The sequence below is a fragment of the Streptomyces chisholmiae genome (assembly GCF_031845445.1).
Lineage (GTDB): Bacteria > Actinomycetota > Actinomycetes > Streptomycetales > Streptomycetaceae > Streptomyces > Streptomyces chisholmiae.
This window is the reverse complement of the sequence record NZ_JAVREO010000007.1, coordinates 217,643-241,543: the sequence shown is the minus strand read 5'-3', so window position 1 is coordinate 241,543 and position 23,901 is coordinate 217,643. Positions and strand designations below refer to the sequence as shown.

The window sequence follows — 23,901 nt, the reverse complement described above, 5'->3', positions numbered from 1 at the left end:
GGAAGTGAAGCCGTTGCACCTCCATCTGCTACCGCCGACTCACCACATGAGATAGCGCTGAGCACCACAGGGAAGCAGCGGGCAGGGGGCCCGGCCAGGGCCGATCCCTCCGATCGCGAGAGCCGGCCGGGCCGGGCCTGGACTATGCGATGCCGGCCCAGCCGTGCTCAACCGACCGGCGACATCGCTCGGGTTCGTCTCCCGCGCCGGTGAACAGCGCGGTCAACATGGGCACGCCGTGAGCGAGTGCCTGGTGCGACAGGGGGCCCGTGGCGACGAGTGAGGCGAGTCCGTGGCCGATGGCCCAGCTCTGCGTGGCCAGTTCCAACGGGTCGACCTCGCGGTGAAAGCGGCCGTCCGCCTTGGCCCGGTCGATGGCGTCGACGAGGCGGTGCAGGGTTTCGTCCGCGGCGCCGGTGTCGTCGAGGTCGAAGTCCGCGTCGAACATGACGCGGTAGAGATCGGGGTTCTCAAGAGCGTTGACCAGGTAGGCGGCGCCCAGTGCCGCGAGGTCCCGCACCGGGTCCGCGGACGTCCTGACGGCCTCGAGCTGGGCGGCCAGGCGCGTGAAGCCTTCCTGACGCAGCGACTTCCAGAGTCCGTCCATGCCGCCGAAGTAGGTGTAGACCGCCATGGTTGACACCCCCGTTCCCGCGACGAGGGCGCGGAGTGTGACCGGTTGCCGGGTCCGCAGCATCTGCGCGGCCCGGTCGAGCAGGAGGGAGCGGACCGTCGGATCTTTCGTCCTCGCCATGATCCCACAATACATAGCACCGCTATGCTTTCATGGAGGCTGATCCTCCCCTTCCTGTCACCAAGAAGAAGAGGCCACTCATGCCCGTCACGCTGGTCAATCCCGAGGGGTTGCCGAAGCCCGAGGTCTACCGGCAACTGTCGGTCGCCACCGGTTCGAAGCTCGTGTTCCTCGCCGGGCAGGTCGCCCGCGACGCCGACGGCCGCCCCGTGGGCGACGGAGACTTCGCCGCCCAGGTCGAGCAGTGCTACCTCAATATCAGCACCGCCCTGGCCGGGATCGGCGGCTCCTTCGACGACGTGGCGAAGCTGACCGTCTACGTCGTCGACTGGCACCCCGAGAAGATGCCGCTGCTGGGCGAGGGCGTGGGCCGGGCGGCGGCGAAGCTCGGCATCGACCCGGTCAAGCCGATCACCCTGCTGGGCGTCGCGGCACTGGGGGAACCAGACCTCCTCGTCGAGGTCGAAGCCACCGCGGTCCTCGCATAGCCGCGCCTCCGGTCACGACCGGACAGGCCGGACTCGGGCTGGCCTTTAGGCTTTGCGAACGTTGTTCTCGGGGAGGAAACATGACGCTTGGTCCGGACGATCTGCTGCCCGGCGAGGTGGTGAGGGTCAGCAAGAACGCCAACGCGCTGGTCGGGGTCGCCGAGGCGGGGCTGACGCGTTTCCGCCACGACCGGTTGCTGGGGACGGTTGGCATGCGCGGCAAGGAGGGCATCGGCGGGCGGCTGCACGTGACGGACTACCGCATCGTCTTCGACGCGCACGCGGCCAATCGCCTCACCGGCCGGTTCAGCGTCTTCCTGCCGGTCGTCACCGGCGTCCGCGATGTCTCACGGCGGTTGTCCAAGCAACTGGAGATCTCCACGGGCACGGGCCGGTTCACCTTTGTCGTGTGGGGGGTTCCCTCACTGCTGGCCACCATCGAACGCCTCCGGGGGGCGGCGAGCACCCAGGTGGCGTGGCTGGCCCAAACGGCGACGGCGGAGCCGGCGAAGGTCGGCGCCGGCCTGGCTCCACGGCCGAGTCAGGGCCACAACCCGGACCTGGCCCCGGCCGATCTCGTGGGCGCGACGGGGCTGACGGAGCTCCGGGATCTCGCGGACCGGCTCCGGGGCGAGTAGTGCCGGTCGCCGCGCGGGCTCACGCGGGCGTCCCGCGGCTGACGCCCGGATGACCGGCGCTCGGCGACGGGCGTCGGGGGCGGCCGCTGGCTGGGCCCCTTCCCCCTGAGTGGCACTCAGTGTCATGATGTGCCGATGAGTTTCCCCATCTCCGCAGCCACATCGCACGCCTGGGCGACACTGGGTGCCGATCCCGCCCTGCTTGACCGAGTGACCTACGGCGGTCCCTCCGATGGTCTGCCGGCTCGGCTGCCCGTCATGGAGCTGGCCCGGGCCACCGTAGCGGTGTGTTCGCTCGCGGCCGCCGAGCTGGCCGCCGTGCGCAGCGGGCGGCCCGTGCCGGCGGTGCGGGTCGATGACGAGGCGGTCGCCGCGGCGTTCCTCAGTGACCGGCTGACGCGGGTCGACGGGCAGGCGTGGTCGACGTTCGCGCCGCTGTCCCGGTTCTGGCGGGCCGCCGACGGGTGGGTGCGCACGCACGCCAACTACCCGCACCACCGGGCCCGGTCGCTCGCCGCGCTCGGGGTGCCGGGCGACGGGGGCGCGTCGGCGGTGGCCGAGGCGATCGCGGGGCGCGCCGCGCTGGAGGTGGAGGAGACGGTGTACGCGGCGGGCGGGCTGGCCGTCGCGGCCCGCCGGCCCGAGGTGTGGGCGAGGAGCGAGCAGGGGGCTCTCGTCGCGGGGCAGCCGCTGCTGACGACGGCGCGCGTCGACGACGCCCCGGTCCGGGCACTCGGCACCGCCGCGCTGCCGTGCGCGGGGCTGCGCGTCCTGGACCTGACCCGGGTGCTCGCCGGGCCGGTCGCCACCCGCACCCTGGCCCTGCTCGGCGCGGACGTGTTGCGGATCGACGCCCCGCAGCTGCCGGAGAGCCAGGAGGCCCACAACGACACGGGGATGGGGAAGCGCTCGACCGTCCTGGACCTGGGCGATGCCGCCGACCGCCGGGTCTTCGAAGGGTTGCTCGACGCGGCGGACGTGGTGGTCACCGGCTACCGGCCGGGCGCGCTCGACCGGTTCGGGCTGACGCCCGAGGCGCTCGCCGCCCACCGTCCGGGCCTGGTGGTCGCCCAGCTGTCCGCGTGGGGCCACTACGGGCCGTGGCGGGAGCGGCGCGGCTTCGACAGCCTGGTCCAAGTGGCCACTGGCATCGCCGAGTTGGAGGGCTCGCCGGACGCGCTCGGCGCGCTGCCCGCCCAGGCGCTCGACCACGGCACCGGCTATCTGCTGGCGGCGGGGGTGCTGCGGGCGTTCACCGAGCAGCACCGCGCGGGTGGCACCCGACTGGTTCGGCTGGCCCTGACGCGGACCGCGCACTGGCTGCTCCACGAGCTGGCCCCCGCGCCGGGCGCGGCCGGCGGCTTCGACGCCGAGCGCCGGCTGACCGAGACGGACAGCCCGGTCGGCCGACTGCGCCACGCGCTGCCGCCGGTGTCCTACGCGGGCGGCCCGGTCAACTGGGCGCGCCCGGCGGCTCGCTGGGGCGCGGACGCGCCGGGGTGGCGCGACGCCTGACGGGAATCGAGTCCTCGCCAGCACCGGCTGCCGTGGCGGGAACTCGGGGCAACTCCCGCGAGTTGTCCCGGTACGAAGGCTGCGACGACATCAGCAGCCGGCTCGGAACGCGTTGCCGAGCATCAACGTCATCGATCGATCAGAGTACTGATGTCCTTCGTTCCTCCCCCGTCCGTCACCGGGCTCTTTCCTCGCCCGATCAGGCGTAGCCCGGCCAATCACGCCGTCGCACACCAGGACCTGGCCGCCCTCCGAGAGGCCCTCGACGCCGGCGCCGATGTCGAGGAAGCCCAGTTCGGCACCTCACTGCTCCACCACGCGGTCGATGTGGAGGGTGACGGGGCCGCCCAAACGCGTACCCCGCTGCACGTCGACCTGACCGCCTTCCTGCTGGCCCGCGGCGCCGACCCCACCCGCCGATCCGCCGCGACCGGTCTGACCGCCGAAGACGTCGCCATGCTCACCGGGCACTGGCTGGCCACAGAGCTCTTCGACGCCTGGAAACGGGAACGGAATCGGTGAATCCGGCTCTTGCCTGACCCCGGCCGACCGACCCACCCACCGATCACGCCAAGCGCAGCTCGGCGTGCCGCCGGCCCGGTTCCCGACCCGGAGACCGGCCGGCACCCCACCACCCCATCCATCCCACGCCAAAGAGCGTTTATGGACACCAACGCGTCTCCCCGACGCACCGTGCCGCCCAGTCACTATGCCTGGACGCCAGCCCACCGGGCGATCGCACTGGAGGATCTGCCGGCCCTGCGCGCAGCGCTCGACGCCGGCGCCGACCCACACGAGGAACACTTCGGCAAGACTTTGCTCCACCACGCCGTTGACGTGGAGCGCGACAGCACCGCCCACCGCCGGCCGCCCCCGCACGCCGACGCGGTCGCCCTGCTGCTGGCCCGCGGAGCGGACCCGACCCGCCGAGCGGCGCTCGGCACCGGCACGACAGCGGAGGAGCTGGCCGTGGCCAACGGGCACTGGTTGGCCACGGAGCTTTTCGACGCCTGGAAACGAGCACGGGGCCTAGACGCACGTGGCCTTCGTCGACGGCCATGACCTCGCGCTGAAAAGCTTCGAGCGTGGGAAACGGGACCGGGGCCGCTGAGACGGCCCTCCCCAGCCCGGCGGCCCCGCCCTTCCGCACCGGATCTCGGCGGGGCCGCGTTCGAGGTCGAAGCTCACCGGGCCGCCCCGGCGGAGTCCGCCCGATTCGCCGCGCCCAGTCCGCAGTTCGGCTGCTCCCCCAGCGTGTGTGCTGAGTCAGTCACTCCGGACGAACAGGAACCTCACCCTCATCGACGATGGGAGCACTCGTGGAACCAGGCCGCCGTTTAGCCCGCATCGTGCGGAGTCCCGCCACCCGCGCGGTTCAGCGAGGCGACGTACGTGCCCTCCGGGACGCGCTCAAATCCGGCGCCGACGTCGAGGAAGCCCAGTTCGCGATCCCGCTGCTGCGCCACGCGGTGAACATCGAGGCTGACGGGTCGGCCCAGTGGGATACCCCGCTGCACATGGACCTGACCGCCCTCCTGCCGGCCCGGGAAGCCGACCCGCCCGCCGAGCCGCCGCGACCGGCATGACTCCGGAGGAACTGGCCAGGAGTGACGGCCACTGGCTGGCCACGGAGCTTTTCGCGGGCCTGACAGCGGGACCCGGGGGCGCTGACCCCGTGGCGCACTTCCCACTCCCCCGCTCCCCGCTCCCCGCTCCCCGCTCCCCCGTCAGGCAACTCCGGTCAGCGGTCGTTGGGTATGGGCTGGGTGAGGCGGACGGTGCCGTCGTCGTCGGCGGGTGGGGAGAGTTCGTATCCCTCGCCGCGGTAGAGGGCGATGTTCGCCTGGCTCTTGGCGCCGGTGGACAGGACCAGGCGGTCGCAGCGCGGGTCGGCCGCGGACTGGGCGGCGTGGAGCAGCCAGCGGCCGAGGCCCTGGCCGCGGAGGTCGGGTGCGACGCCGAGGCGGCCGATGTGCCAGTCGGTGCCGGTGCGGCGGGCGCGGACCAGGCCGAGCAGGCGGCCGTCCCGCCACAGCCCGAGCGTCTGCCAGGCGGCCAGCCAGGCGCGTACCTGTTCCACCGGTTCCCGTAGGGCCGGAATGTCCCAGGTGTCGTTGGCCAGGGCCTCGTCCGCCCAGCAGCACCGCTGCAGGACGGTGACCTCCGGGGCGTCGTCGGGGGTCAGTGGGCGCAGGTAGGAGCCGGGCAGTGGGCCGGGGCGTGCCGTGGGCCGGGCGGCTTCGCGCAGGGGGCGGAGGGCGTGCCCGACCCGGACCAGTTCGTCCAAAAGGCCGACGGCGGTGCCGGTCAGCGCGGGGTCGGGGCGGACCTGTCCGTTCTCCATGGCGTCGCCGATGCGCAGCGCGACGGTGGCGCCCAGGGACACCATGCGCAGGGTGGTGGTCACCTGCTTGGCGTGTTGCACGGCGCGGGTGCCGGCCGAGGTGTGGCCGTAAGCGACGAAGCCGACCGGTTTCCAGGCCCATTCGGGGCCGAGGAAGTCGAGCGCGTTCTTCAGGGTCGCCGGCATGCCGTAGTTGTACTCGGGGGTGACGATCAGGAAGCCGTCGGCCGCGTCCACCGTCCGGCTCCAGCGCTGGGTGTGTGAGTGGGCGTAGTGGCCGGCGGACGGGTGCTCCTCCTCGTCGAGGAAGGGCAGGTCGAGGTCGCGCAGGGCGAGCGGGACCAGTTCGGCGCCCAACTCCTCGGCGCGGTGGGCGAGTGTGCTGGTCAGCCAGTCGCCCACCGCGGGGCCGAGGGCGCCGGGGCGGGTGCTGCACACCAGGACGAGAACACGCAGGGGTTTCGTTGACATGTAAATGAACCTAGCGAGTAGATTGTTTCCATGTCAACGAAGTCGCCGGACGAGGCCACCCGATGGCTTGACCCCGAGGAGGAGCGCGCGTGGCGCGCCTTCCGCCGCATGATGATCGCGGTCCGCTCCGCCACCGCGCGCGACCTCGCCGCGGTCGGGCTCTCCGAGCCCGACTACGAGGTGCTCAGCACGCTTTCCGAACGCCCCGGCCGCACCAGCACGCTGCGCGAGCAGGCCGCCAAGATGGGCTGGTCGCGTAGCCGGCTCTCCCGGCACACCAGCCGGATGGAGACGCGCGGCCTCGTCCGGCGCGCGCCCGATCCCGACGACGGCCGGGGCTGCCTGCTCGTCCTGACCGAGGACGGCCTGCGCACCCTGGAGGACGCCGCCCCCGCCCATCTCACCTCGGTGCGGCGGCACTTCGCGGACCGGCTGGCGCCGGAGGACCTGGCCGCGCTGGAACGCGTGGCGGGCAAACTCGCGGGAGCGGCGGACGACTGAACCGACTCCAGGCCACGGGGCGGGGCCCCGTTCCGTGCCCGCCCCGCCGGCGGCCACGACGCGGATGGGGCCGTGGTGCGGCCAACTCCCGGTGCGGCCACGGGGCTTCGGGCGGGGGACACCGGCGCCGGACGGCGCGGCAGGTCGCCGGCCGTGACCGGACTCGGGCCCACCGCCCGACCGCCGGCCTGGATCAGGACCGAACGGCTCGCATGGCGCGCTTCCCGCCCCCGGTGGACCTGTCGAAGGCGATGGACTCGCTCAAGGGCCTGTCGTCCGAAGGTGCCGCCAGGAGAACTCCCGACCTCGTACCCCACGGCTGACGGCCACGGCGCCCGTCGTCCAGCTCACACTTCGCCGGATCGACGGGCGGGACCCAGCGACGCCCGGCCCGGCTACGGACTGGGGGTCGGGGATGCGGCTCGCGGACCGTCGGGGTGGCCGGTGGGCGGACCGGACGCAGGGAGGCGCGGGCGAGTCGGAGGACGCGGAGCCCGTAGACCGAACAGGAGACGCACCCCGGCTGTGCGGCGGATGGCCTCGTAGCTCGCGAGGCTGAAGAGGAAAGGCAGCACCATGATGAGGATGAAAGCGGCGGCAGCGTTGTCCACTCGCCCCAGGACGTGGTAGGCGGTGGCGATCAGATAGGTCTGGTGGAGAATGTAGACCGGAAAGGCGGCCGAGCTGAAGTATCGGTTGAGAGCCGAGGCCTGATCGAGGTAACGCTTTCCGTATCCCAGCATGGCCAGGAGCGTCGCCCAGTGCACGGGAGCGTGCCAGGCCGGGGAGATCAGGTCTGATGGGACGCCAACGGTGAATCTCTGTGCCGCGATACAGAGTGCGCCCGGCAGCGCGATGCAAAGATAGCCGCGCCGGGCCCGTTCCACCGTCTCCGTAATGGTGTCGCTGGTGGCGATGAGGAAACCGAGCAGGACGTATCCCGCATAGACGAAGATGTTTTCTCCACCGATTTCGGGAAGGTACGAGAGCGCGGCGAGGACGACGGCCGGCGACAGGACGAGGAGCGGGTTGGCCAGCCAGGCCGGGGTGTACTGCCGGCGGATGATCGCCCGCATCACGGGGAGCAGGGCGAGGGATATCAGGAAGAGGAAGAGGATGAACCAGAGGTGCGCCGGGGATATGCCGGTGAGCACTGACCAGTCGGAGAAGTCCGTGAAGTAGGTCCACAGGAACGCGGGATAGTCGCCACGGTAGCCGTGGTGGAACATCGCCGCGTAGTAGGCCTGCGGCGGCACGATGACGAGGCAGCCGAAGAGGAACGGGACCAGCAGGCGCGCACACCGTTCGCGCACGTAGACACCGGCCGTGCGTTGCCGCAGCGCGTAGCGGCTCGACAGTCCGGCCAGCAGGAAGAGTAAGGGCATGAACCAGAAGGAGGAAATGTTGATCAGCGCGGAGGAGAAGGCGTTCTCCGGCCCCTTGACATAGAACTCCGGGTTGTCGTTGAAAACTCTCGCGGTGTGGAAGGGGAACAGGAACAGGATTCCCAGATTGCGCAGCCAGTCGATGTGTTCCTGACGTTTCATGACGGCGTTTCCCAGGTCAGCCAGCTCAGCACGGCACCCAGGGCTCGTTCGGCGGTGCCGGCGTCGATACCTTCCGGGTCGACGAGGTGCTCCATCGAGAGCCCGTTGGTCAGGCAGTGCAGGATGACTCCCGCCAACTCCGCGTCGATGGGCGGTGTGATGCCGCCGCGTTCGGTGACCGTGCGTACGGCGTCGGCCGCCGCCGCCCGCTGCGCCCGGCGCATGGGGCCGACTACCGCCCCGACCTCCGCGTCCCGCATGGCCCGGGCGGCGAACTCAAGCCCCAGTCGGCCACGTTCGGTGTCGTGCACGATCCGCCGGGAGACCAGACGCGCGGCCCGGTCGACGATCTCGGGCACGCTTTCGGACTCGTCCACACAGGCTGTCACGGCGGCCCGTTCGGCCTCGGCGCGTTCGGCGAGGAGCGCGCCGAAGAGTTCCTGCTTGCTGCGGAAGTTGGAGTAGACGGCCCCCTTGGTGAAGCCGGCGACGCGGGCGATGTCCTCCAACTTGCTTTCGGCGTAGCCGCGTTCGGCGAAGACCTGGGCGGCGGTCGCGAGGAGCCGCCGGCGCACTTCGGCCCGCGGGAGACGCGGAGTGGGCCCGGGTGGATGAGGATGTTCTGCACTGGTCATGCACGGACAGTAGCATACCTGTGGGTATCCGATACCAGTGAGTATGCAGAGGCAGGGCACCCGACCCGACAGGAGGGCGGCCCAGGGGGCGGGTGGGCGGCGAAACGGCCGGGAAAAGGTGACGTGTTCTGTCAGTTTTGGCGTGGATCATGAATCCCATGAGCAAGGATTCCTCTTCCGCCAACACCCCCCTGACCGCCGCCCAGGCCGGCCCGCTCGCGGGGCGGATCGCGCTGGTGGCCGGGGCCACCCGTGGCGCCGGGCGGGCCCAGGCCGTCGAGCTGGGCCGCGCCGGCGCCACCGTCTACGTCACCGGACGCACCACCCGCGCCCGGGCCAGCGAGGTCGGCCGGACCACCGAGACCATCGAGGAGACCGCGGAGCTGGTCACCGCGGCCGGCGGCACCGGCGTCGCCGTGCCGACCGATCACCTCGACGAGGACCAGGTGCGCGCCCTCGCCCAGCGGATCGAGCGGGAAGTGGGGCGCCTCGACGTCCTCGTCAACGACCTCTGGGGCGGCGAACACCTCCTGACCCGCTCGGTCTTCGGCAAGAAGAGCTGGGAGACCCCGCTCGCCGACGGCCTGCGCATCCTGGAACTCGGCGCCCGCTCGCACATCATCACCGCGGCGCTGCTGCTGCCGCTGCTGATCCGCTCGGACGCGCCGCTGCACGTGGAGGTCACCGACGGCACCGCGGAGTCCAACCGCCGCTACCGGGAGAACATGTACTACGACCTGGCCAAGAACGCCCCGATCCGGCTGGCCTTCGGGCTGGGCCAGGAGCTGGCGGAGTACGGGGGCGCGGCGGTCGCCGTCTCGCCGGGATTCCTGCGCTCCGAGCAGATGCTCACCCACTTCGGGGTGACCGAGGAGAACTGGCGGGACGCCATCGCCCAGGAGCCGGCCTTCGCGATCGCCGAGTCGCCGACCTATCTCGCCCGCGCGGTGGCGGCGTTGGCCGCCGACCGGGACCGGGCCGAGCGCTGGAACGGGCGGTCCACCTCCAGCGGGGAGTTGGCCAGGGCCTACGGGGTGCGGGACGTGGACGGCAGCCAGCCGAACGCGTGGGCGTACTTCGAGGACGTCACCTACGGCGGGAAGGACGCCTCGGCGGACGACTACCGCTGAGGCTCCGGCGCGGCCGCCCCGGAGGGCTCCGCCCCGTAGAGGGCGGCCAGGGCCAGTGCGCGCTCGCGGAAGCGGGCGCGCAGGCCCGCCGGGGCCAGTACCTCGACGTCCGCGCCCAGCCTGCTCAGCTGGTCGAGGGCGACGTCCGGTGACTCGGTCGGCAGGTCGAGGGTGACCAGGCCGTGGGCGTCCGGCTGGCTGGCCCCGGCCAGCGCCTCCTCGGCGCCGGCCTCGTCCACCACGGCGGGCAGCCGGCGCAGGCCCGCTTCGGTGAGGCGCAGGCTGACGGTGGTACGCAGCAGGGTGCGGGCGAACCGGGCGGCGTGGGCCGCCCAGTGGGTGGCCAGGTCGAAGGCCGCGTCACGGGTGAACGGCTCCGCCTCCGGGAGGGTGGTGAGCGCCGTGACGCGGTCGACGCGGTAGGTGCGCCAGGCCCCGGCGCGCCCCGGCCGTTCCTCGTGGAGTCGGCCCACCAGGTACCAGACGCCCGCCTTCAGGACCAGCCCGTACGGTTCCACCAGACGGGAGACGGCGGTGGGCGGGGCGTGGTCGCGGGCCGGCCGCGCGTAGGTCAGTTCGACGGTGCGGTCGGCCCAGACGGCGCGGGCCAGTTCGGGCAGCAGGTGCGGGGTGGTCGGTTCGCGGAACCAGGCCGGGGCGTCGAGGTGGAAGCGGCGGGTGGAGGACTCGGCTGCCGCCCGCACCGCCGGGAGCAGGGTGGCCGTCAGCTTGAGGCGGGCGGTGTCGGCCGCGTCCGCCAGCCCGAGGTCCTGGAGGGCCGTGGGCAGGCCGGAGAGGAACAGCGTCTCCGCCTCGGTGGGGTGCAGGGTGGCGAGCCGGGTCCGGTAGCCGGCCTGGAGGTAGTAGCCGCCGAACCGGCCGCGCTCGGACCGGACGGGGATGCCGGCCTCCTGCAACGCCTGGATGTCGCGGATCACGGTGCGCTCGGAGACGTCCACCTCGCGGGCGAGAGCGGCGGCGGTCAGGCCGGGGTTCAGCTGGATGAGGAAGGCCATACGGATGAGGCGGGCGGCACGCATGGCCCCATGATCGTGGACCCGGGGCACGGGCCGCGCGGCCCGCGGCGGAGCCGAGGCCCCCCACCGCTCGGCCGACCGGTGGTGGCGCCGCCCGCCAGGGCGCCACGCGCCGCTCAGCTCCGCTTGCCGGCCCGTGGCACCCGGTCGGCCAGCTGTGAGAACGACCGCTCGCCGTGCACCGCCAACTCGGCCAGCACCGCCGCCGGGTCGCCCGCCTCCACGAGTTCCAGCAGGTGGCGGTGGCGTGCCACGTGGACGTCCAGGTCCTCGTAGTAACGCTCCCTGGTGTAGAGGTTGCGCGCCATGCAGAGCAGCAACTGGCGGTGCAGGGACGAGTAGATGTCCTCGATGCGGCGGTGCCCGGCCAGCCCGACCAGCGCCGCGTGAAAGGCGTAGCCGCTCTCCACCAGCGCCGCCCGGTCCTCCTCGGCCGCGCTCCGCTCCATGCGGCCGAGTGCCTCCCGGCAGGCGGCGAGCCGCTCGGGCAGCCGCACCGGGACGCCCAGCTCGATCGCGGTGCGCTCCAACGCCGAGCGCAGCGTGAGGATTTCGTAGACGTCACGGTCGGTCAGCGCGGCCACGGTGGCGCCGCGCCGGGGTTGGACCAGGATCAGTCCCTCCTGTTCGAGTAGCCGCATCGCCTCGCGCAGCGGTGGGCGGCTGATGCCGAGTCGCTCGGTCAGCGCCAGCTCGATCAGCCGGTCCCCCGGGCCGAGTTCGCCGGACAGGATCATCTTGCGAATCGCCCCGGCGGCGAGTTGCACCAAGCTCGGCGGGTCCAACTGCCTGTTCGACGTTGGTCCTTCCGGGGGCGACGCCGGTGGGCGGGCGCGGGAAGCCATGGGCAGCCTCTCTTGGCTCGTGGTTCTCACATCATGCCCATCGCGGCGGCGACAAGCGCGCGGCGACAGCACACCACGGGGTCATTGACGATGACATCGTCCCAGGGTCTTGCCGCCTCCTGATGCCTATTGTAGACAATAGGCAAGACGACCGGGACCCAACGCGATTGAGGACTGAGATCGATGGAGAAAGCCGAACTGCTGCGCCTGTTCGACGGCCTGCGCGTCGCCGACGTGCGGGACGGTCTGGACTGGGCCGGGCTGCACGCCAAGGGCACTGTCTCGCCCGAGATCACCCCGCTGTACGAGGGCGCCCGCTTCACCGGCATCGCCCGCACCATGCGGTTCAAGCCCACCGAGAAGGCCGTGCCCCCGCTGACTCCGGAGGAGTACACGAGCTGGGCGAACGACTGGTACCGGAACATCTATCCCAACAGGATCACCCCCACCATCGAGGACGGCGACATCGTCGTCATCCAGTCCGCCGGACTGCCGGTCGGCGAGATCGGCTCCAACAACTCCCTGGAGTGGCATGCCGCCGGGGCCGCCGGCATCGTCACCACCGGTGGGGTGCGGGACACCGACGAGTGCGTCATGCAGCGGGTGCCGATCTTCTGCCGCTACCGCGCGCAGTCGATGGTGCAGGGCCGCGTCGAGTTCGACGCCCTCCAGGTGCCGGTGGACATCGGCGGGGTCCTGATCCGACCGGGCGACATCGTCGTCGGTGACGGCGACGGTGTGGTGGCGGTCCCGGTGGAGCACGCCGAGACGGTCGCCAAGTACGCCAGGCAGGAGCTGGAGAACGACAAGATCGGCCGGCGGCGGCTCTACGAGAAGCTCGGCCGGCCACTGGACGACAGCGTCCGCTGACCCCTCCCAGACCGACTCCCACCGCCCGCCAACCGTCCACCGCCGACAGGAGTTCGAGCGACATGACGCTGCACCGTGAGCACACCCGCGTCGGCTTTGTGGGTCTCGGCAACCTGGGGCTACCGATGGCCGGTGCCCTGGCGGCGGACGGCTGGCAGCTGGTGGCACACGATGTGGCACCCGAGCGGGACATCCCCGCCGGCGCCGAACGGGTGTCCGACATCGCCGAGTTGGCCGCCTGTCAGGCGCTCTGCCTGGCCGTGCCCGACGACGCGGCGGTGGCCGGGCTGCTCACCGGAGAGGGCGGCCTGCTGACCCAACTCACGCCGGGCGCCGTGGTGCTGGTGCACAGCACCGTGCTGCCCGCGACGGCGCGCGAGCTGGCCGCCGAGGCGGAGCGGGCCGGTGTGAGCCTGCTGGACGCGCCGGTCAGCGGCGGCGCCGAGCGCGCCGCGCGGGGAGAACTGTCCGTGATGGTCGGCGGCCCGGCCGACGTCCTCGGCCGGGCACGCCCGTTGCTCGACTCGGTGGGGAACGACGTCCGTCACGTCGGCCCCGCCGGGGCGGGCGCCGCCGTCAAACTCGCCAACCAACTGATGATGTTCGCCGCGCTCGCCGGCGCCCACGAGGCGCTGGAGCTGGCCGCCGCACACGGCGTCGCCGAAGAGGCGGTACTGGCCGTGGTGGCCGGCGGCACCGGTGACTCCTGGGTCGCCCGCAACTGGGGCTTCTTCGACCGGGTCGCCGACGCCTACGACGCCGGGGGCACGCCCGTGCGCGAACGTCCCTGGAGCAAGGACCTGTGGGAGGTGACCGCCGCGGCCCGCGCCGCCGGCGTCCGCCTCCCGCTGGCCGGTCTCCTCACCCAGATCATGGCCGACCGCGTGGAGCACCACGCGCGCGCGGCCCGGGAGCACCCGCCGCGCTGACGCGGCCAGCTGCCCCACGACCCCACGCCGGAGTGGAGGTTTCGCGATGAAGAAGAACGACACGGGCCCGGACGGCGGAAGAACGCAGGTCCTTCCGCCGCCCCCGCCCACCCCTCAGGGGAGGCCCCCAGCCGGGCCGCGCCGGCGTTCACGCCGGGCGAGCTCGGAAAACCGGGCCGCCTTCGCCTTTCTGACGCCGTGGCTGATCGGCATGCTGGTCTTCACCCTCGGCCCCATGCTGTTCTCGCTCTATCTGGCGTTCACCCGCTACGACCTGTCCGGCGCGCCGGAATGGGTCGGCTTCGCCAACTTCGAGCGGATGTTCACCACCGACCCGCGCTACCTGGACTCGGTGAGCGTCACCCTCACCTACGTGGCCTGGTCGGTGCCGCTGCTGCTGGCCGTGTCGCTGGGGCTGGCCATGCTGCTCAACCGGGGGCTGCGCTTCCTCACCGGCTATCGGGCGCTGTTCTACCTGCCCTCGCTGATCGGTGGCAGCGTGGCGGTCGCCGCGCTGTGGCGGCAGATCTTCGGCGAGGAGGGCATCGTCAACAAGGCGTTGGCGCTGGTCGGGATCGAGCACACCAGCTGGATCGGCGACCCCGACTCCGCCCTGTACACCATCGTGATCCTCCAGGTCTGGACGTTCGGCTCGGCCATGGTGATCTTCCTGGCCGGGCTGCGGCAGGTCCCGCAGGAGCTGTACGACGCGGCCTCGGTGGACGGCGCGGGCGCGCTGCGCCGCTTCCGCAGCGTCACGCTGCCGATGCTGTCCCCGTTGATCTTCTTCAACCTGCTGCTCAGCGTGGTCAACGCGTTCCAGGCGTTCACCAGCGCCTACGTGGTGAGCAACGGCAGCGGCGGGCCATCGGACTCGACGCTCTTCTACACCCTCTACCTCTACGAACAGGGCTTCGCCCAGCTGAACATGGGCTATGCCGCGGCCATGGCCTGGGTGCTGGTCCTGGGCCTGGCGCTCTTCACCGGCTGCCTCTTCCTCAGCTCCCGCTACTGGGTCCACTACGGAGACGAACGATGAGCACGACCAGCGCCCCGCCCCGCCCGCGTCGGCTCCTCTTCGGCAACCGACCCACCCGTAGCCGGCTGCTGCGCGGCCTGGCCAAGCACAGCGTCATGATCGTCACGCTGACGCTGATGCTCTATCCCCTGTTGTGGATGTTCGGTGCCTCGCTCCGCCCCGACAACCAGGTGTTCAACACCCTGGGGCTGTGGACCGGGGACCTCACGTGGGACAACTACGCGGACGGCTGGGCCGGCGGCGGGCAGTTGAACTTCTCCCGCTTCTTCTTCAACTCGCTGACGATCACCGTGCTCAGCATCGTCGGCAACCTGATCGCGTGCGCGCTGACCGCCTATGCCTTCGCGCGGCTTGAGTTCCGCTTCAAGAAGCCGCTGTTCGCCCTCGTCATCGGCACCCTGCTGCTGCCCTACCACGTGACGTTGGTGCCGCAGTACATCCTGTTCAACCAGCTGGACTGGGTCGGCACCGTGCTGCCGCTGGTGGTGCCGAAGTTCATGGCCACCGACGCGTTCTTCATCTTCCTGATGGTGCAGTTCATCCGGGCCCTGCCGCCCAGTCTGGACGACGCGGCCCGCCTCGACGGCTGCGGCCACTGGGGCATCTTCTGGCGGGTGGTCATCCCGCTGTCCGTCCCGGCGCTCGGCACCACGGCGCTGTTCACCTTCATCAACACCTGGAACGACTTCCTCGGTCCGATGCTCTACCTGACCGAGCCGGACGCCTGGACGGTCTCCCAGGGCCTGGCCACCTTCCTGGACGCCACCGGCCAGTCCGCCTACGGCTCGCTGTTCGCGATGTCGACGCTCTCCCTGGTGCCGGTGCTGGCGTTCTTCATCGCGGCCCAGAAGCTGCTCGTCGAGGGCATCGCCACCAGCGGGCTGAAGTGAGGAGGAAACCCATGCAAGCACGCGGAAGAGGGCCCCGGCGGGCTGGTGCGCGCCGGGTGGTCGCCGGCTCGCTGGCCGTGTTGTGCGCCGCCGCCGTCGCGGCCTGCGGCCAGCGGCTGCCCGATCACAGCCCCGAGGAGCTGGGCGGCCAGGGTGAGATCACCGGTGACATCCGCCTTTCCTGGTGGGGCTCCGGCACGAGGAACGAGCGGACCAACGCGGTCGCCGACATCTTCGAGGCGGACCACCCCGGTGTGCGGGTGAGCCGCGAGACCGCCGACTTCGGCAACTACTTCAAGCGGCTCAACGTCCAGGGCGCCGGCCGCAACATGCCCTGCGTCACCCAGTTGCAGGCCCGCACCCTGGGCGACTTCACGGCCAGGGACGTGCTGCTGCCGCTCGATCCGATGATCGAGTCCGGCGCCATCGACGTGAGCGACATCCCCGACGCCGTGCTGGACACCGGCCGGGGGGCGGACGGCAAGCTCTACATGCTGCCCACCGGCGCCGCCTATGACGCGCTGCTGGTCAACGAGACCCTCGCCCGGGAGGCTGACGCGCCGCTGCCCGAACCCGGCTACGACTGGGACGACTACATCGACTTCCTGAGTCAGGCGGCCGACGGACTGCCCGAGGGCATACCGGCCACGTCGCTCCGCGGCGGGCTGCCCAACTTCTTCATCGCCTACGTGCAGGGCCTCGGCGAGGAGATGTTCTCCGGCGACGCGCTGGGCTTCTCCGAAGAACTGCTCATCGGGTACTGGGAGATGTGGGAGGAGATCCGCGCGAGGGGACTGGCCAACAGCCCCACCGCCAACGCCGAGGAGCCGCCGTCCCCCGAGGCCAGCTATGTGGCCAGCGGCGACGTCCTCTCCGACAACCGGCCAGGCAACGCGCTCACGCCCATCCAGGGCACCCTCGACGGTCAGGGCCAGGGCCATCGGATGACCAGCCTGCCCCTGCCCAGCGGCCCCGCCGGATCGGGCAACGTGCTCATCGCCTCCGGCCTGTCCATCCCCCGCAACTGCGACAACGTGCCCACCGCCGCGGCCTTCATCGACTTCTGGGCCAACGACCCGCGCAGCGGCGACACCTACGCGTCGGACAACGGCGCCGTCACCAACACCACGCTGCTGCGCCGCCAGTTGGACGACCCGGATCTGCCCGACCTGAAGAAGCGCGAACTCGCCCTCTACCAGCGGATCGTGGCGGACGACCCGCCCAACGTGGTCTATCCGCCGGGCTATCTGGCCGTCTTCGAGTCCGCCTTCACCCGGGCCTACCAGGACGTCGCCTTTGGCCACCAGACCGTGCCCGAGGCCGTGGACACGTTCTTCGCCGAGGCCAACGCCGGCCTCGCCCGCTGACCCAGCGCACCCACGCCCGCGCACCCAGCCAGGAGGAGACACCATGTCTGACGACGCGAAGGAACCCAGCCCACCGGCCGCGCTCACCGGCATGCGGGTGGTGGACCTCACCCAGGTGATGGCCGGCCCGTTCTGCACCATGCTCCTCGCCGACCTCGGCGCCGACGTGATCAAGGTCGAGAACCCGGGCGGCGGCGACCAGACCCGGCACTCCTGGGGAGCGACCGGGGAGGGCCGCGACAGCACCGCCTTCTTCGCCCTCAACCGCAACAAGCGCAGTGTGCTGCTCGACCTCAAGACCCCACGGGGTCTCGCCGACCTGCACGCCCTGGCCCGCACCGCCGATGTGGTGGTGCACAACTGGCGGCCGGGCGTCGCCGAGCGCCTCGGCGCCGACTACGACACCCTCGCCGCGCTCAACCCGGGGCTGATCTACGCCAACATCTCCGGCTTCGGCGGCACCGGCCCCTACGCCGACCGGCCCGGCTACGACCTCGTCGCGCAGGGGATGGCCGGCGCGATGAGCGTCACCGGCGAACCCGGCGGGCGGCCCGTGAAGAACGGGCTGCCCGTCGGCGACCTCGGCGCCGGCATGCTCTTGCTCAGCGGCATCCTCGCCGCCTACGTGCACCGACTGCGCACCGGACGCGGCCAGCGCGTCGAGACCTCCCTCTTCGAGGCCGTACTCGCCATGTCCGTCTGGGAGTCCACCGAGTACTGGGCCACCGGCAGCCCGCCGGAGCCGCTCGGCTCCGCCAACCGGATGTCCGCCCCCTACCAGGCGCTGCGTACCTCCGACGGCTACCTCACCGTCGGCGCCAACAACCAGCGACTGTGGCAACGGCTGTGCGCCGCCCTGGAGTTGACTGCCCTGACGGACGACCCGAGGTTCGCCACCAACATGGACCGGATGCGTAACCGGGACGAACTCGCCGCGCTGCTTGAGGACCGGCTCCGCGGCCAGCCCACCACCCACTGGGTCACCGTCCTGCTCGACGCGGGCGTCCCGGCCGGCCCGATCCAGAACTACGCCGAGGTCCTCGACCAGGACCCGCAGGTCGCCGCCCGGGGGCTGGTGCGCGAGATCGACCACCCGACGGCCGGCCGGGTGCGGGTGCTCGCCTCGCCGCTGCACCTCAGCGACAGCCCGGCCAGCATCCGTGCCCATCCGCCGCTGATCGGCGAACACACCGACCAGGTGCTCGCCGAGGTCCACGCGGCCCGGGCGGCGGCGGAAGAGGGGAGCACCTCGTGAACCGGGCGACCGAGGGCAGCGTCCACGTCACCCGTCGAGGGCCCGTGGTGGAGCTGCTGTTGGACAACCAACCCCGCCGCAACGCCCTGACGTATCCCATGTACGAGCAGCTCGCCGCCGGCTGCGACATCGCCGACGAGCCCGGCGTCCGCGCCGTGGTGCTGCGCGGTGCCGGCGGCCGTGCCTTCGCGGCCGGCACCGACATCCGGCACTTCGCCGACTTCCCAAGCGACCCGGAGGCCGCCGGCGAGGCCGGGCTGGCCTACGAGCGCCGGGTCGGCCGGGTGCTGGCTCGGCTGCTCAGGCTGCGGGCCCCCCTCCTCGGCGTCGTCGAGGGCCCGGCCTTCGGCGGCGGCCTCGCCCTGGCCGCGGCCTGCGACCTGCTGCTCGCCACCCCGGACGCCACGTTCGGGGCGCCCATCGCCCGCACGCTCGGCAACTGCCTGCCGGCGCCCGTCGTCGCCCGCCTCGCCGACCGGCTGGGCACCGCCCGCACCATGGCGCTGCTGCTCACCGGCGACCACCTCGACGCCACCACCGCGCACACCACCGGCTTCGTCCACCGGCTGGCCACCCCAGTGGAACTGCCGGCACAGCTGGACGCGCTCCTGCAACGGCTCACCGGTCAGGCGCCGTTGACCCTCGCCGCGCTCAAGGAAACCGAGCGCCGGCTCACCGCTGCCGCCGCGCGTGTCGACACCGACGACCTGCTGCGCCGCGCCTATGGCAGCGCCGACTTCCGCGAGGGCGTCGCCGCGTTTCTCGACCACCGCACCCCCCGATGGGAAGGCCGCTGACATGCCCACCCCCGCCGCCGGCGGCCGCGTCATCGACGCCCACCACCACCTCTGGCAGGTCTCCCGCCAGGACCAGCCCTGGCGCACCCATCAGCACGCCGCCATCGCCCGGGACTTCGAGCCCGAGCACCTGCGCCCCGAACTGGCCCGCGCCGGCGTGGACAGCACCGTTCTGGTCCAGTCCGTCGACAGCCCGGAGGAGAACGACCGGCTGGCCGAGTACGCCCGCCAAGCGCCCTTCGTCGCCGGCTTCGTCGGCTGGCTCCCGCTCGCCCGACCGGAGGCGGCGCGCGCCGAGTTGGACCGGATCGAGACCGGAGCGCTGTGCGGGGTGCGCACCCTCGTCGCCCGCGACCCGCTGGGCTGGCTCACCGAACCGGGCACCGTACGCCTCTGCCACGAGCTGGCCGAACGCGGCCTCGCCTGGGACGTCGTCCCGGTCACCGACGAACAGGTGCGCGCCGTCACCGCGCTGGCCGGCGCCGTACCCGAACTGCGGATCGTCATCGACCATCTGGCCCGTCCGCCCGTCGAACGCGGCGACCACCGCGCCTGGTCCGAACGCCTCGCCGCGCTCGCCGCCCACCCCGCGGTCGCGCTCAAGGTCTCCGTCGGGATCGACGTGCTGACCGCCTGGGAGCACTGGGACCGCGACGCGCTGTTGCCCCATGTCGCCGAAGCGGTACGGCACTTCGGCCCGGAGCGGTTGATGCTGGCCAGCAACTGGCCGGTGTCCCTGCTGCGCCGCGACTACGTCGGAACCCTCGCCGACCTCACCGACCTGCTGGCCCGGGCCGGGCTCGGCGCGCGGGCCGTCGCCATGGTCCGCGGCCAGACGGCCGCCCACTGGTACGGCATCGGCGCATGACCCCGTTCCCGTTCGACGGCCGCGTCCAGGGCGTCGGCGACACCGCCTGCCCGGCGCCGGACGCCACCCTGGTCGGCGTCGCTGAGCAGGCGAGCGTCTCGTTGGGCGGCGACGAGGACGACTCACCGATCGGCACGGCGGCTATCCTCCTCAACGGCCGCCGGGCGAACGCCGGTTCGCTCGTCGTCGCGGGCACCGTGCCGCGGGCGGGCGCCGCACCCGGCACCCCGCTGGCCGGCGTGCCGGGCGAGGTGCGCCGCGAACTGACCGCGCGGGAGGCCGACGCCACGCGTCGGAACGCCGCGCACTACCGCACTTTGGCCGTCCGACAGGCACGGTCCGACGAAGGAGACGCCATCCCGTGACCACCACCGCCTCCGACCGCGCGCCCCAGCTGTCCACGCTGGCGCCGCACGTCCTGCCCGAGGACGCGCGCCACGCCACCCTGGTCGGCCGTGTCCACGACCCGGCGACCGGCGGCCCCAGCGTCGTCGCCGTCCGTGGCGACCGACTCGCCGACCTCACCCACCACGCCCCCACCGTCGCCGACCTGCTGGAGCGCCAGGACGCCACCGACCTCGTCCGACACGCCCCGGCCGCCCGCCACTTCGACCTCGCCGAGGTGGTGCGGGCCACGCTCGCCGGCCAGCACGACCGCCCCCGTCTGCTGGCCCCGGGCGACCTCCAGGTACTCAAGGCGTGCGGTGTCACCTTCGTCCGCAGCATGGTCGAGCGGGTGATCGAGGAACGCGCCGGCGGGGACCGGGCGGGCGCGGCCGGCGTCCGTGCCCGGGTCCTGGACGCGCTGGGCGGCCAGCTCGACCACCTGGTGCCGGGATCGGCCGAGGCCGCCCGGGTCAAGGAGGTCCTCACCGCCGAGGGCCTGTGGTCCCCGTACCTGGAGGTCGGTATCGGGCCGGACGCGGAGGTGTTCACGAAGGCCCCGGTGCTCTCCGCTGTCGGCCTCGGCGCCGAGATAGGCATCTGGAGCCGCTCCGTCTGGAACAACCCCGAGCCCGAACTCGTGCTCGCCGTCGACTCCACCAGCCGGCCCGTCGGCGCCACCCTCGGCAACGACGTCAACCTCCGGGACGTCGAGGGCCGCAGCGCCCTCCTGCTCGGCAAGGCCAAGGACAACAACGCGTCCTGCGCCGTCGGCCCGTTCCTCCGCCTCTTCGACGACGCCTTCACCCTCGACGACGCGCGACGACTCGACATCACCCTCCGCGTCACCGGACCCGACGGCTTCCAGCTCGAAGCCGTCAGCTCCCTCAGCGAGATCAGCCGCGACCCGCTCGACCTCGTCCGGCAGACCATGGGCCGGCTCCACCAGTACCCCGACGGCGTGCTGCTCTTCACCGGCACCATGTTCGCCCCCACCCAGGACCGCGACGCCCCGGGCGAGGGCTTCACCCACCACCTGGGCGACCTCGTGCACATCAGCACGCCGCGGCTGGGCAGCCTCGCCAACGTGGTGGCCCACGCGGAGGAGGCCCCGCCGTGGACCTTCGGTATCCGCGCCCTGATGGCCAACCTCGCCCGGCGGGGCCTGCTCGGGGGCACCCCATGACGCCCCGGGTCGTCGTCACCGACCAGGCGTTCGGCCAGGTGCGCCGCGAGCGAGCCACCGCCGAACGGTTCGCCGCGACCTTCAGCGCACATCACTGCACCGACGAGCCGTCGACCGTCGAGGCGGTCCGAGGCGCCGACGTCGCCCTGGTCAACTTCGCACCCGTGACCCGAGCCGTGCTCGCCGCCCTCGCGCCCGGCGCCACCGTGATCCGTTACGGCATCGGCTACGACAACGTGGATGTGGACGCCGCCCGGGCCCTGGGGGTGCGGGTCGCCAACGTCCCCGACTACGGCACCGACACCGTCGCGGACCACGCCGTCGCCTGCCTGCTCACGCTGCTGCGCCGGCTGCCGGCCTACGACCGCGCCATCCGCACGGACGGCTGGGTCGGGCCGTCCGACGTGGGCCCGTTGCCCAGTCTCACCGCCACGACGGTGGGCCTGGTCGGTACCGGCAAGATCGGGCTCGCCGTGCGGGAGCGGCTCCGCCCCTTCGGTTGCCTGGTCCTGGCCAGCGATCCCTACGCCGACCCGGCGGCACTCGCCGAACGGGGGATCGAGTGCGTGGCGTTGCCGGAGCTGCTCGCCCGCTCCCACGCCGTCTCGCTGCACGCCCCCGCCACCCGGGCGACCCACCGGCTGATCGGCCCCGGCAACCTGGCCCGGATGCGCCCCGGCGCGGTGCTGGTCAACACCTCACGGGGCGCCCTCGTCGACCCGCACGCCCTGGCCGAGGCGCTGCGCACCGGGCAGCTCGCCGGCGCCGCGCTCGACGTCCACGACCCGGAACCGCTTCCCGATGACTCGCCGCTCCGCTCCTCCCCGGGGGCCCTGCTCACCCCACACGCCGCGTTCTACTCGACCGAGTCGCTCGACGCCCTCCAGCGGCTGGCCGCCGAGGAAGCCGCCCGCGCCCTGGCTGGCCAGCCGCTGCGCTGCCAGGTCGCCTGACCCCCGAACCCGCCCACGCACCCGCGTCCGCCGGCCCGTTCCCGGCCGGCGGACGCGGGGTGCTGCCCGCCACCTCGGCTCGGTCCGTGGTTCTCGCCCGGGGGCGGGGACGGGATCGGTCAGGCGAAGTCGGTGATGACCACGCGGGCGGTGTTGCCGTCCTTGAGCGCCTCGTAGCCGGCGGTGATGTCGGAGAGCCCGATCTCCTTGGAGACCAGGTCGTCCAGGTTCATCCGGCCCTGGAGGTAGAGGGAGGCGTACAGCGGGATGTCCCGCTTGAGGTTCGAGGAGCCCATGTAGACGCCCTGGACCTTCTGCGAGGCGCTGAGCGTGGCGATGGAGTTGACCTCTACGCCGGCGTCACCGGTGCTGACGCCGATCAGGTAGAGGCCGCCGCCCTTGGCGACCATCTGGAGGGCCTGGGCGGTGACGGGGCGGGCGCCGACGAAGTCGAAGACGTGGTCGGCGCCGTGCCCGGTGATGTCGCGTACGGCCTCGACCGGGTCGGTGGTGCGGGAGTTGACGACGTGGGTGGCGCCGAAGGCCTTGGCGCGCTCCAGCTTGCCGTCCTCGATGTCGATGACGACGATCGTCTCGGCCCCGGCGACGCGGGCGCCGCTGACGGCGTTCATGCCGACGCCACCGGCGCCGATGATGACGGCGGTCTCGCCGTGCTGGAGCTGGGCGCTGTTGAGGACGGCGCCGGCGCCGGTGAGGACGCCGCAGCCGATGAGGGCGGCCGGGGCCCAGGGCATCTCGTCGGGGATGACGGCGAGCTGGTTCTCGTGGATCAGGGTCTCCTGGGCGAAGCCGCCGAGGCCCATGCCCTGGGCGACGGGGGCGCCCTGCCAGCTGAGCCGGGAGGGCTGGCCGGCGGGGCGCAGCGTGGCCTCGGGGCGGAGGCAGACGAAGGTGCGTCCGCTGAGGCAGTTGACGCAGGCGCCGCAGTACTGGATGAGGCTGCCGACGACGTGGTCGCCGACCTTGGTCTGGGTGACCTGGGGGCCGACCTCGACGACGACGCCCGCCACCTCGTGCCCGAGGACGACGGGGAAGTCCTCGCCGATGAAGGTGGCGACGCTGAGGTCGGAGTGGCACAGGCCGGAGGCCTTGACCTGGACGCGGACCTCGTGGCCGAGCGGCTGGGCGAGCTCCACCTCCTCGACGACGAAGCCCTGGCCGAGTCCCTTGGTGACGGATGCCTTCATGTTCCTGCTTCTTTCCCTGAGTGACCGTCGGCGTCGCCGTGGGGCGGGCCGACCGAGGCGGGCCGCGCGGGGCGAGCGGGCGCGACGCGGGTCGGCGGGCTCGGGCGGGCGCGGTCGCGGCGGCGGCCCGGTCGGCGGGGCCTTCGGGTCGCTTCCGCAGGATCGATTGTCGCACCGCAGACCCGGAAAGAAAAGAGACACCTGTTGATCATCGCTGTTCAGAGGGGTGCTACGGGGCGTCGTAGTAGGG

26 protein-coding genes are annotated in these 23,901 nt (G+C 72.3%); 19 read left to right on the top strand and 7 right to left on the bottom strand.

From position 1 onward, the window contains the following. Positions 1–142: 142 nt before the first annotated feature. On the bottom strand, positions 143–754 hold the full coding sequence (locus RM844_RS14130) for a TetR/AcrR family transcriptional regulator (RefSeq protein ID WP_311667488.1): 612 nt from the start codon (positions 752–754) through the stop codon (positions 143–145). An 80-nt stretch (positions 755–834) separates the two neighbouring features. Between RM844_RS14130 and RM844_RS14125 the strand changes: the two genes are divergently transcribed. The 6 genes from RM844_RS14125 (at position 835) to RM844_RS14100 (ending at position 4,981) form a co-directional block, all read left to right on the top strand. Continuing rightward, positions 835–1,242, top strand: coding sequence for a RidA family protein (locus RM844_RS14125; RefSeq protein WP_311667487.1), 408 nt, complete (start codon positions 835–837; stop codon positions 1,240–1,242). 80 nt (positions 1,243–1,322) lie between these two features. Continuing rightward, a complete protein-coding gene (locus RM844_RS14120; protein WP_311667486.1) occupies positions 1,323–1,880 on the top strand; it encodes a hypothetical protein in 558 nt (185 codons plus the stop codon). 135 nt (positions 1,881–2,015) lie between these two features. Next, a complete protein-coding gene (locus RM844_RS14115; RefSeq protein WP_311667485.1) occupies positions 2,016–3,395 on the top strand; it encodes a CoA transferase in 1,380 nt (459 codons plus the stop codon). A 150-nt stretch (positions 3,396–3,545) separates the two neighbouring features. After that, the gene (locus tag RM844_RS14110) at positions 3,546–3,917 is read left to right on the top strand and encodes an ankyrin repeat domain-containing protein (protein WP_311667483.1); all 372 of its coding nucleotides are present in this window, start codon (positions 3,546–3,548) and stop codon (positions 3,915–3,917) included. Positions 3,918–4,058: 141 nt separating this feature from the next. Then, on the top strand, positions 4,059–4,457 hold the full coding sequence (locus RM844_RS14105) for an ankyrin repeat domain-containing protein (RefSeq protein ID WP_311667482.1): 399 nt from the start codon (positions 4,059–4,061) through the stop codon (positions 4,455–4,457). A 245-nt stretch (positions 4,458–4,702) separates the two neighbouring features. Further along, positions 4,703–4,981, top strand: coding sequence for a hypothetical protein (locus RM844_RS14100; RefSeq protein ID WP_311667481.1), 279 nt, complete (start codon positions 4,703–4,705; stop codon positions 4,979–4,981). Positions 4,982–5,136: 155 nt separating this feature from the next. Here RM844_RS14100 and RM844_RS14095 read toward each other — a convergent pair whose 3' ends face one another. After that, complete coding sequence (locus RM844_RS14095) at positions 5,137–6,210, bottom strand: bifunctional NAD(P)H-dependent oxidoreductase/GNAT family N-acetyltransferase (protein ID WP_311667480.1); 1,074 nt, start codon at positions 6,208–6,210, stop codon at positions 5,137–5,139. Positions 6,211–6,240: 30 nt separating this feature from the next. Here RM844_RS14095 and RM844_RS14090 point away from each other — a divergent pair, with 30 nt between their 5' ends. Further along, positions 6,241–6,711, top strand: coding sequence for a MarR family winged helix-turn-helix transcriptional regulator (locus RM844_RS14090; protein WP_311667479.1), 471 nt, complete (start codon positions 6,241–6,243; stop codon positions 6,709–6,711). 395 nt (positions 6,712–7,106) lie between these two features. Here the strand turns inward: RM844_RS14090 and RM844_RS14085 are convergent, their stop codons facing one another. Together RM844_RS14085 and RM844_RS14080 are read right to left on the bottom strand one after the other, a co-directional pair. Continuing rightward, entirely contained in the window at positions 7,107–8,258 is a 1,152-nt protein-coding gene (locus tag RM844_RS14085; RefSeq protein ID WP_311667478.1) for an acyltransferase, read from the bottom strand. Further along, on the bottom strand, positions 8,255–8,893 hold the full coding sequence (locus tag RM844_RS14080; protein ID WP_311667477.1) for a TetR/AcrR family transcriptional regulator: 639 nt from the start codon (positions 8,891–8,893) through the stop codon (positions 8,255–8,257). The genes RM844_RS14085 and RM844_RS14080 overlap by 4 nt, the downstream gene beginning before the upstream one ends. Before the next feature lie 158 nt (positions 8,894–9,051). Between RM844_RS14080 and RM844_RS14075 the strand changes: the two genes are divergently transcribed. Continuing rightward, positions 9,052–10,023, top strand: a complete 972-nt coding sequence (locus RM844_RS14075) for an SDR family oxidoreductase (RefSeq protein WP_311667476.1) — start codon at positions 9,052–9,054, stop codon at positions 10,021–10,023. Here the strand turns inward: RM844_RS14075 and RM844_RS14070 are convergent. Both RM844_RS14070 and RM844_RS14065 read right to left on the bottom strand, forming a co-directional pair. Further along, positions 10,014–11,063, bottom strand: coding sequence for a helix-turn-helix transcriptional regulator (locus RM844_RS14070; RefSeq protein ID WP_311667475.1), 1,050 nt, complete (start codon positions 11,061–11,063; stop codon positions 10,014–10,016). The genes RM844_RS14075 and RM844_RS14070 overlap by 10 nt on opposite strands. A 113-nt stretch (positions 11,064–11,176) precedes the next feature. Then, positions 11,177–11,845 (bottom strand): GntR family transcriptional regulator, encoded by a 669-nt coding sequence (locus tag RM844_RS14065; RefSeq protein WP_311667474.1) that lies wholly within the window; start codon positions 11,843–11,845, stop codon positions 11,177–11,179. Positions 11,846–12,088: 243 nt separating this feature from the next. Here RM844_RS14065 and RM844_RS14060 point away from each other — a divergent pair, with 243 nt between their 5' ends. The 11 genes from RM844_RS14060 (at position 12,089) to RM844_RS14010 (ending at position 22,443) form a co-directional block, all read left to right on the top strand. Continuing rightward, on the top strand, positions 12,089–12,775 hold the full coding sequence (locus RM844_RS14060; RefSeq protein ID WP_311667473.1) for an RraA family protein: 687 nt from the start codon (positions 12,089–12,091) through the stop codon (positions 12,773–12,775). Between the two features lie 62 nt (positions 12,776–12,837). Next, positions 12,838–13,704, top strand: a complete 867-nt coding sequence (locus RM844_RS14055; protein WP_311667472.1) for an NAD(P)-dependent oxidoreductase — start codon at positions 12,838–12,840, stop codon at positions 13,702–13,704. 211 nt (positions 13,705–13,915) lie between these two features. Further along, entirely contained in the window at positions 13,916–14,743 is an 828-nt protein-coding gene (locus RM844_RS14050) for a carbohydrate ABC transporter permease (RefSeq protein ID WP_311667471.1), read from the top strand. Next, the gene (locus tag RM844_RS14045) at positions 14,740–15,633 is read left to right on the top strand and encodes a carbohydrate ABC transporter permease (RefSeq protein WP_311667470.1); all 894 of its coding nucleotides are present in this window, start codon (positions 14,740–14,742) and stop codon (positions 15,631–15,633) included. The genes RM844_RS14050 and RM844_RS14045 overlap by 4 nt, the downstream gene beginning before the upstream one ends. Positions 15,634–15,644: 11 nt before the next feature. Beyond that, the gene (locus tag RM844_RS14040; protein WP_311667469.1) at positions 15,645–17,000 is read left to right on the top strand and encodes an ABC transporter substrate-binding protein; all 1,356 of its coding nucleotides are present in this window, start codon (positions 15,645–15,647) and stop codon (positions 16,998–17,000) included. Between the two features lie 43 nt (positions 17,001–17,043). Continuing rightward, positions 17,044–18,255 (top strand): CaiB/BaiF CoA transferase family protein, encoded by a 1,212-nt coding sequence (locus RM844_RS14035; RefSeq protein WP_311667468.1) that lies wholly within the window; start codon positions 17,044–17,046, stop codon positions 18,253–18,255. After that, complete coding sequence (locus tag RM844_RS14030) at positions 18,252–19,052, top strand: enoyl-CoA hydratase (protein WP_311667467.1); 801 nt, start codon at positions 18,252–18,254, stop codon at positions 19,050–19,052. Before RM844_RS14035 ends, RM844_RS14030 begins: the two co-directional genes overlap by 4 nt. Before the next feature lies 1 nt (position 19,053). After that, positions 19,054–19,920, top strand: coding sequence for an amidohydrolase family protein (locus RM844_RS14025; RefSeq protein WP_311667466.1), 867 nt, complete (start codon positions 19,054–19,056; stop codon positions 19,918–19,920). Further along, a complete protein-coding gene (locus RM844_RS14020; protein ID WP_311667465.1) occupies positions 19,917–20,285 on the top strand; it encodes a hypothetical protein in 369 nt (122 codons plus the stop codon). The genes RM844_RS14025 and RM844_RS14020 overlap by 4 nt, the downstream gene beginning before the upstream one ends. Next, positions 20,282–21,490 carry a fumarylacetoacetate hydrolase family protein gene (locus RM844_RS14015; RefSeq protein WP_311667464.1) on the top strand — a complete coding sequence of 403 codons (1,209 nt, stop codon included), beginning with the start codon at positions 20,282–20,284 and terminating at the stop codon, positions 21,488–21,490. Before RM844_RS14020 ends, RM844_RS14015 begins: the two co-directional genes overlap by 4 nt. Further along, complete coding sequence (locus tag RM844_RS14010) at positions 21,487–22,443, top strand: C-terminal binding protein (protein ID WP_311667463.1); 957 nt, start codon at positions 21,487–21,489, stop codon at positions 22,441–22,443. The genes RM844_RS14015 and RM844_RS14010 overlap by 4 nt, the downstream gene beginning before the upstream one ends. 119 nt (positions 22,444–22,562) lie before the next feature. Here RM844_RS14010 and RM844_RS14005 read toward each other — a convergent pair whose 3' ends face one another. After that, the gene (locus tag RM844_RS14005; RefSeq protein ID WP_311667462.1) at positions 22,563–23,651 is read right to left on the bottom strand and encodes a zinc-binding dehydrogenase; all 1,089 of its coding nucleotides are present in this window, start codon (positions 23,649–23,651) and stop codon (positions 22,563–22,565) included. Between the last annotated feature and the right edge of the window lie 250 nt (positions 23,652–23,901).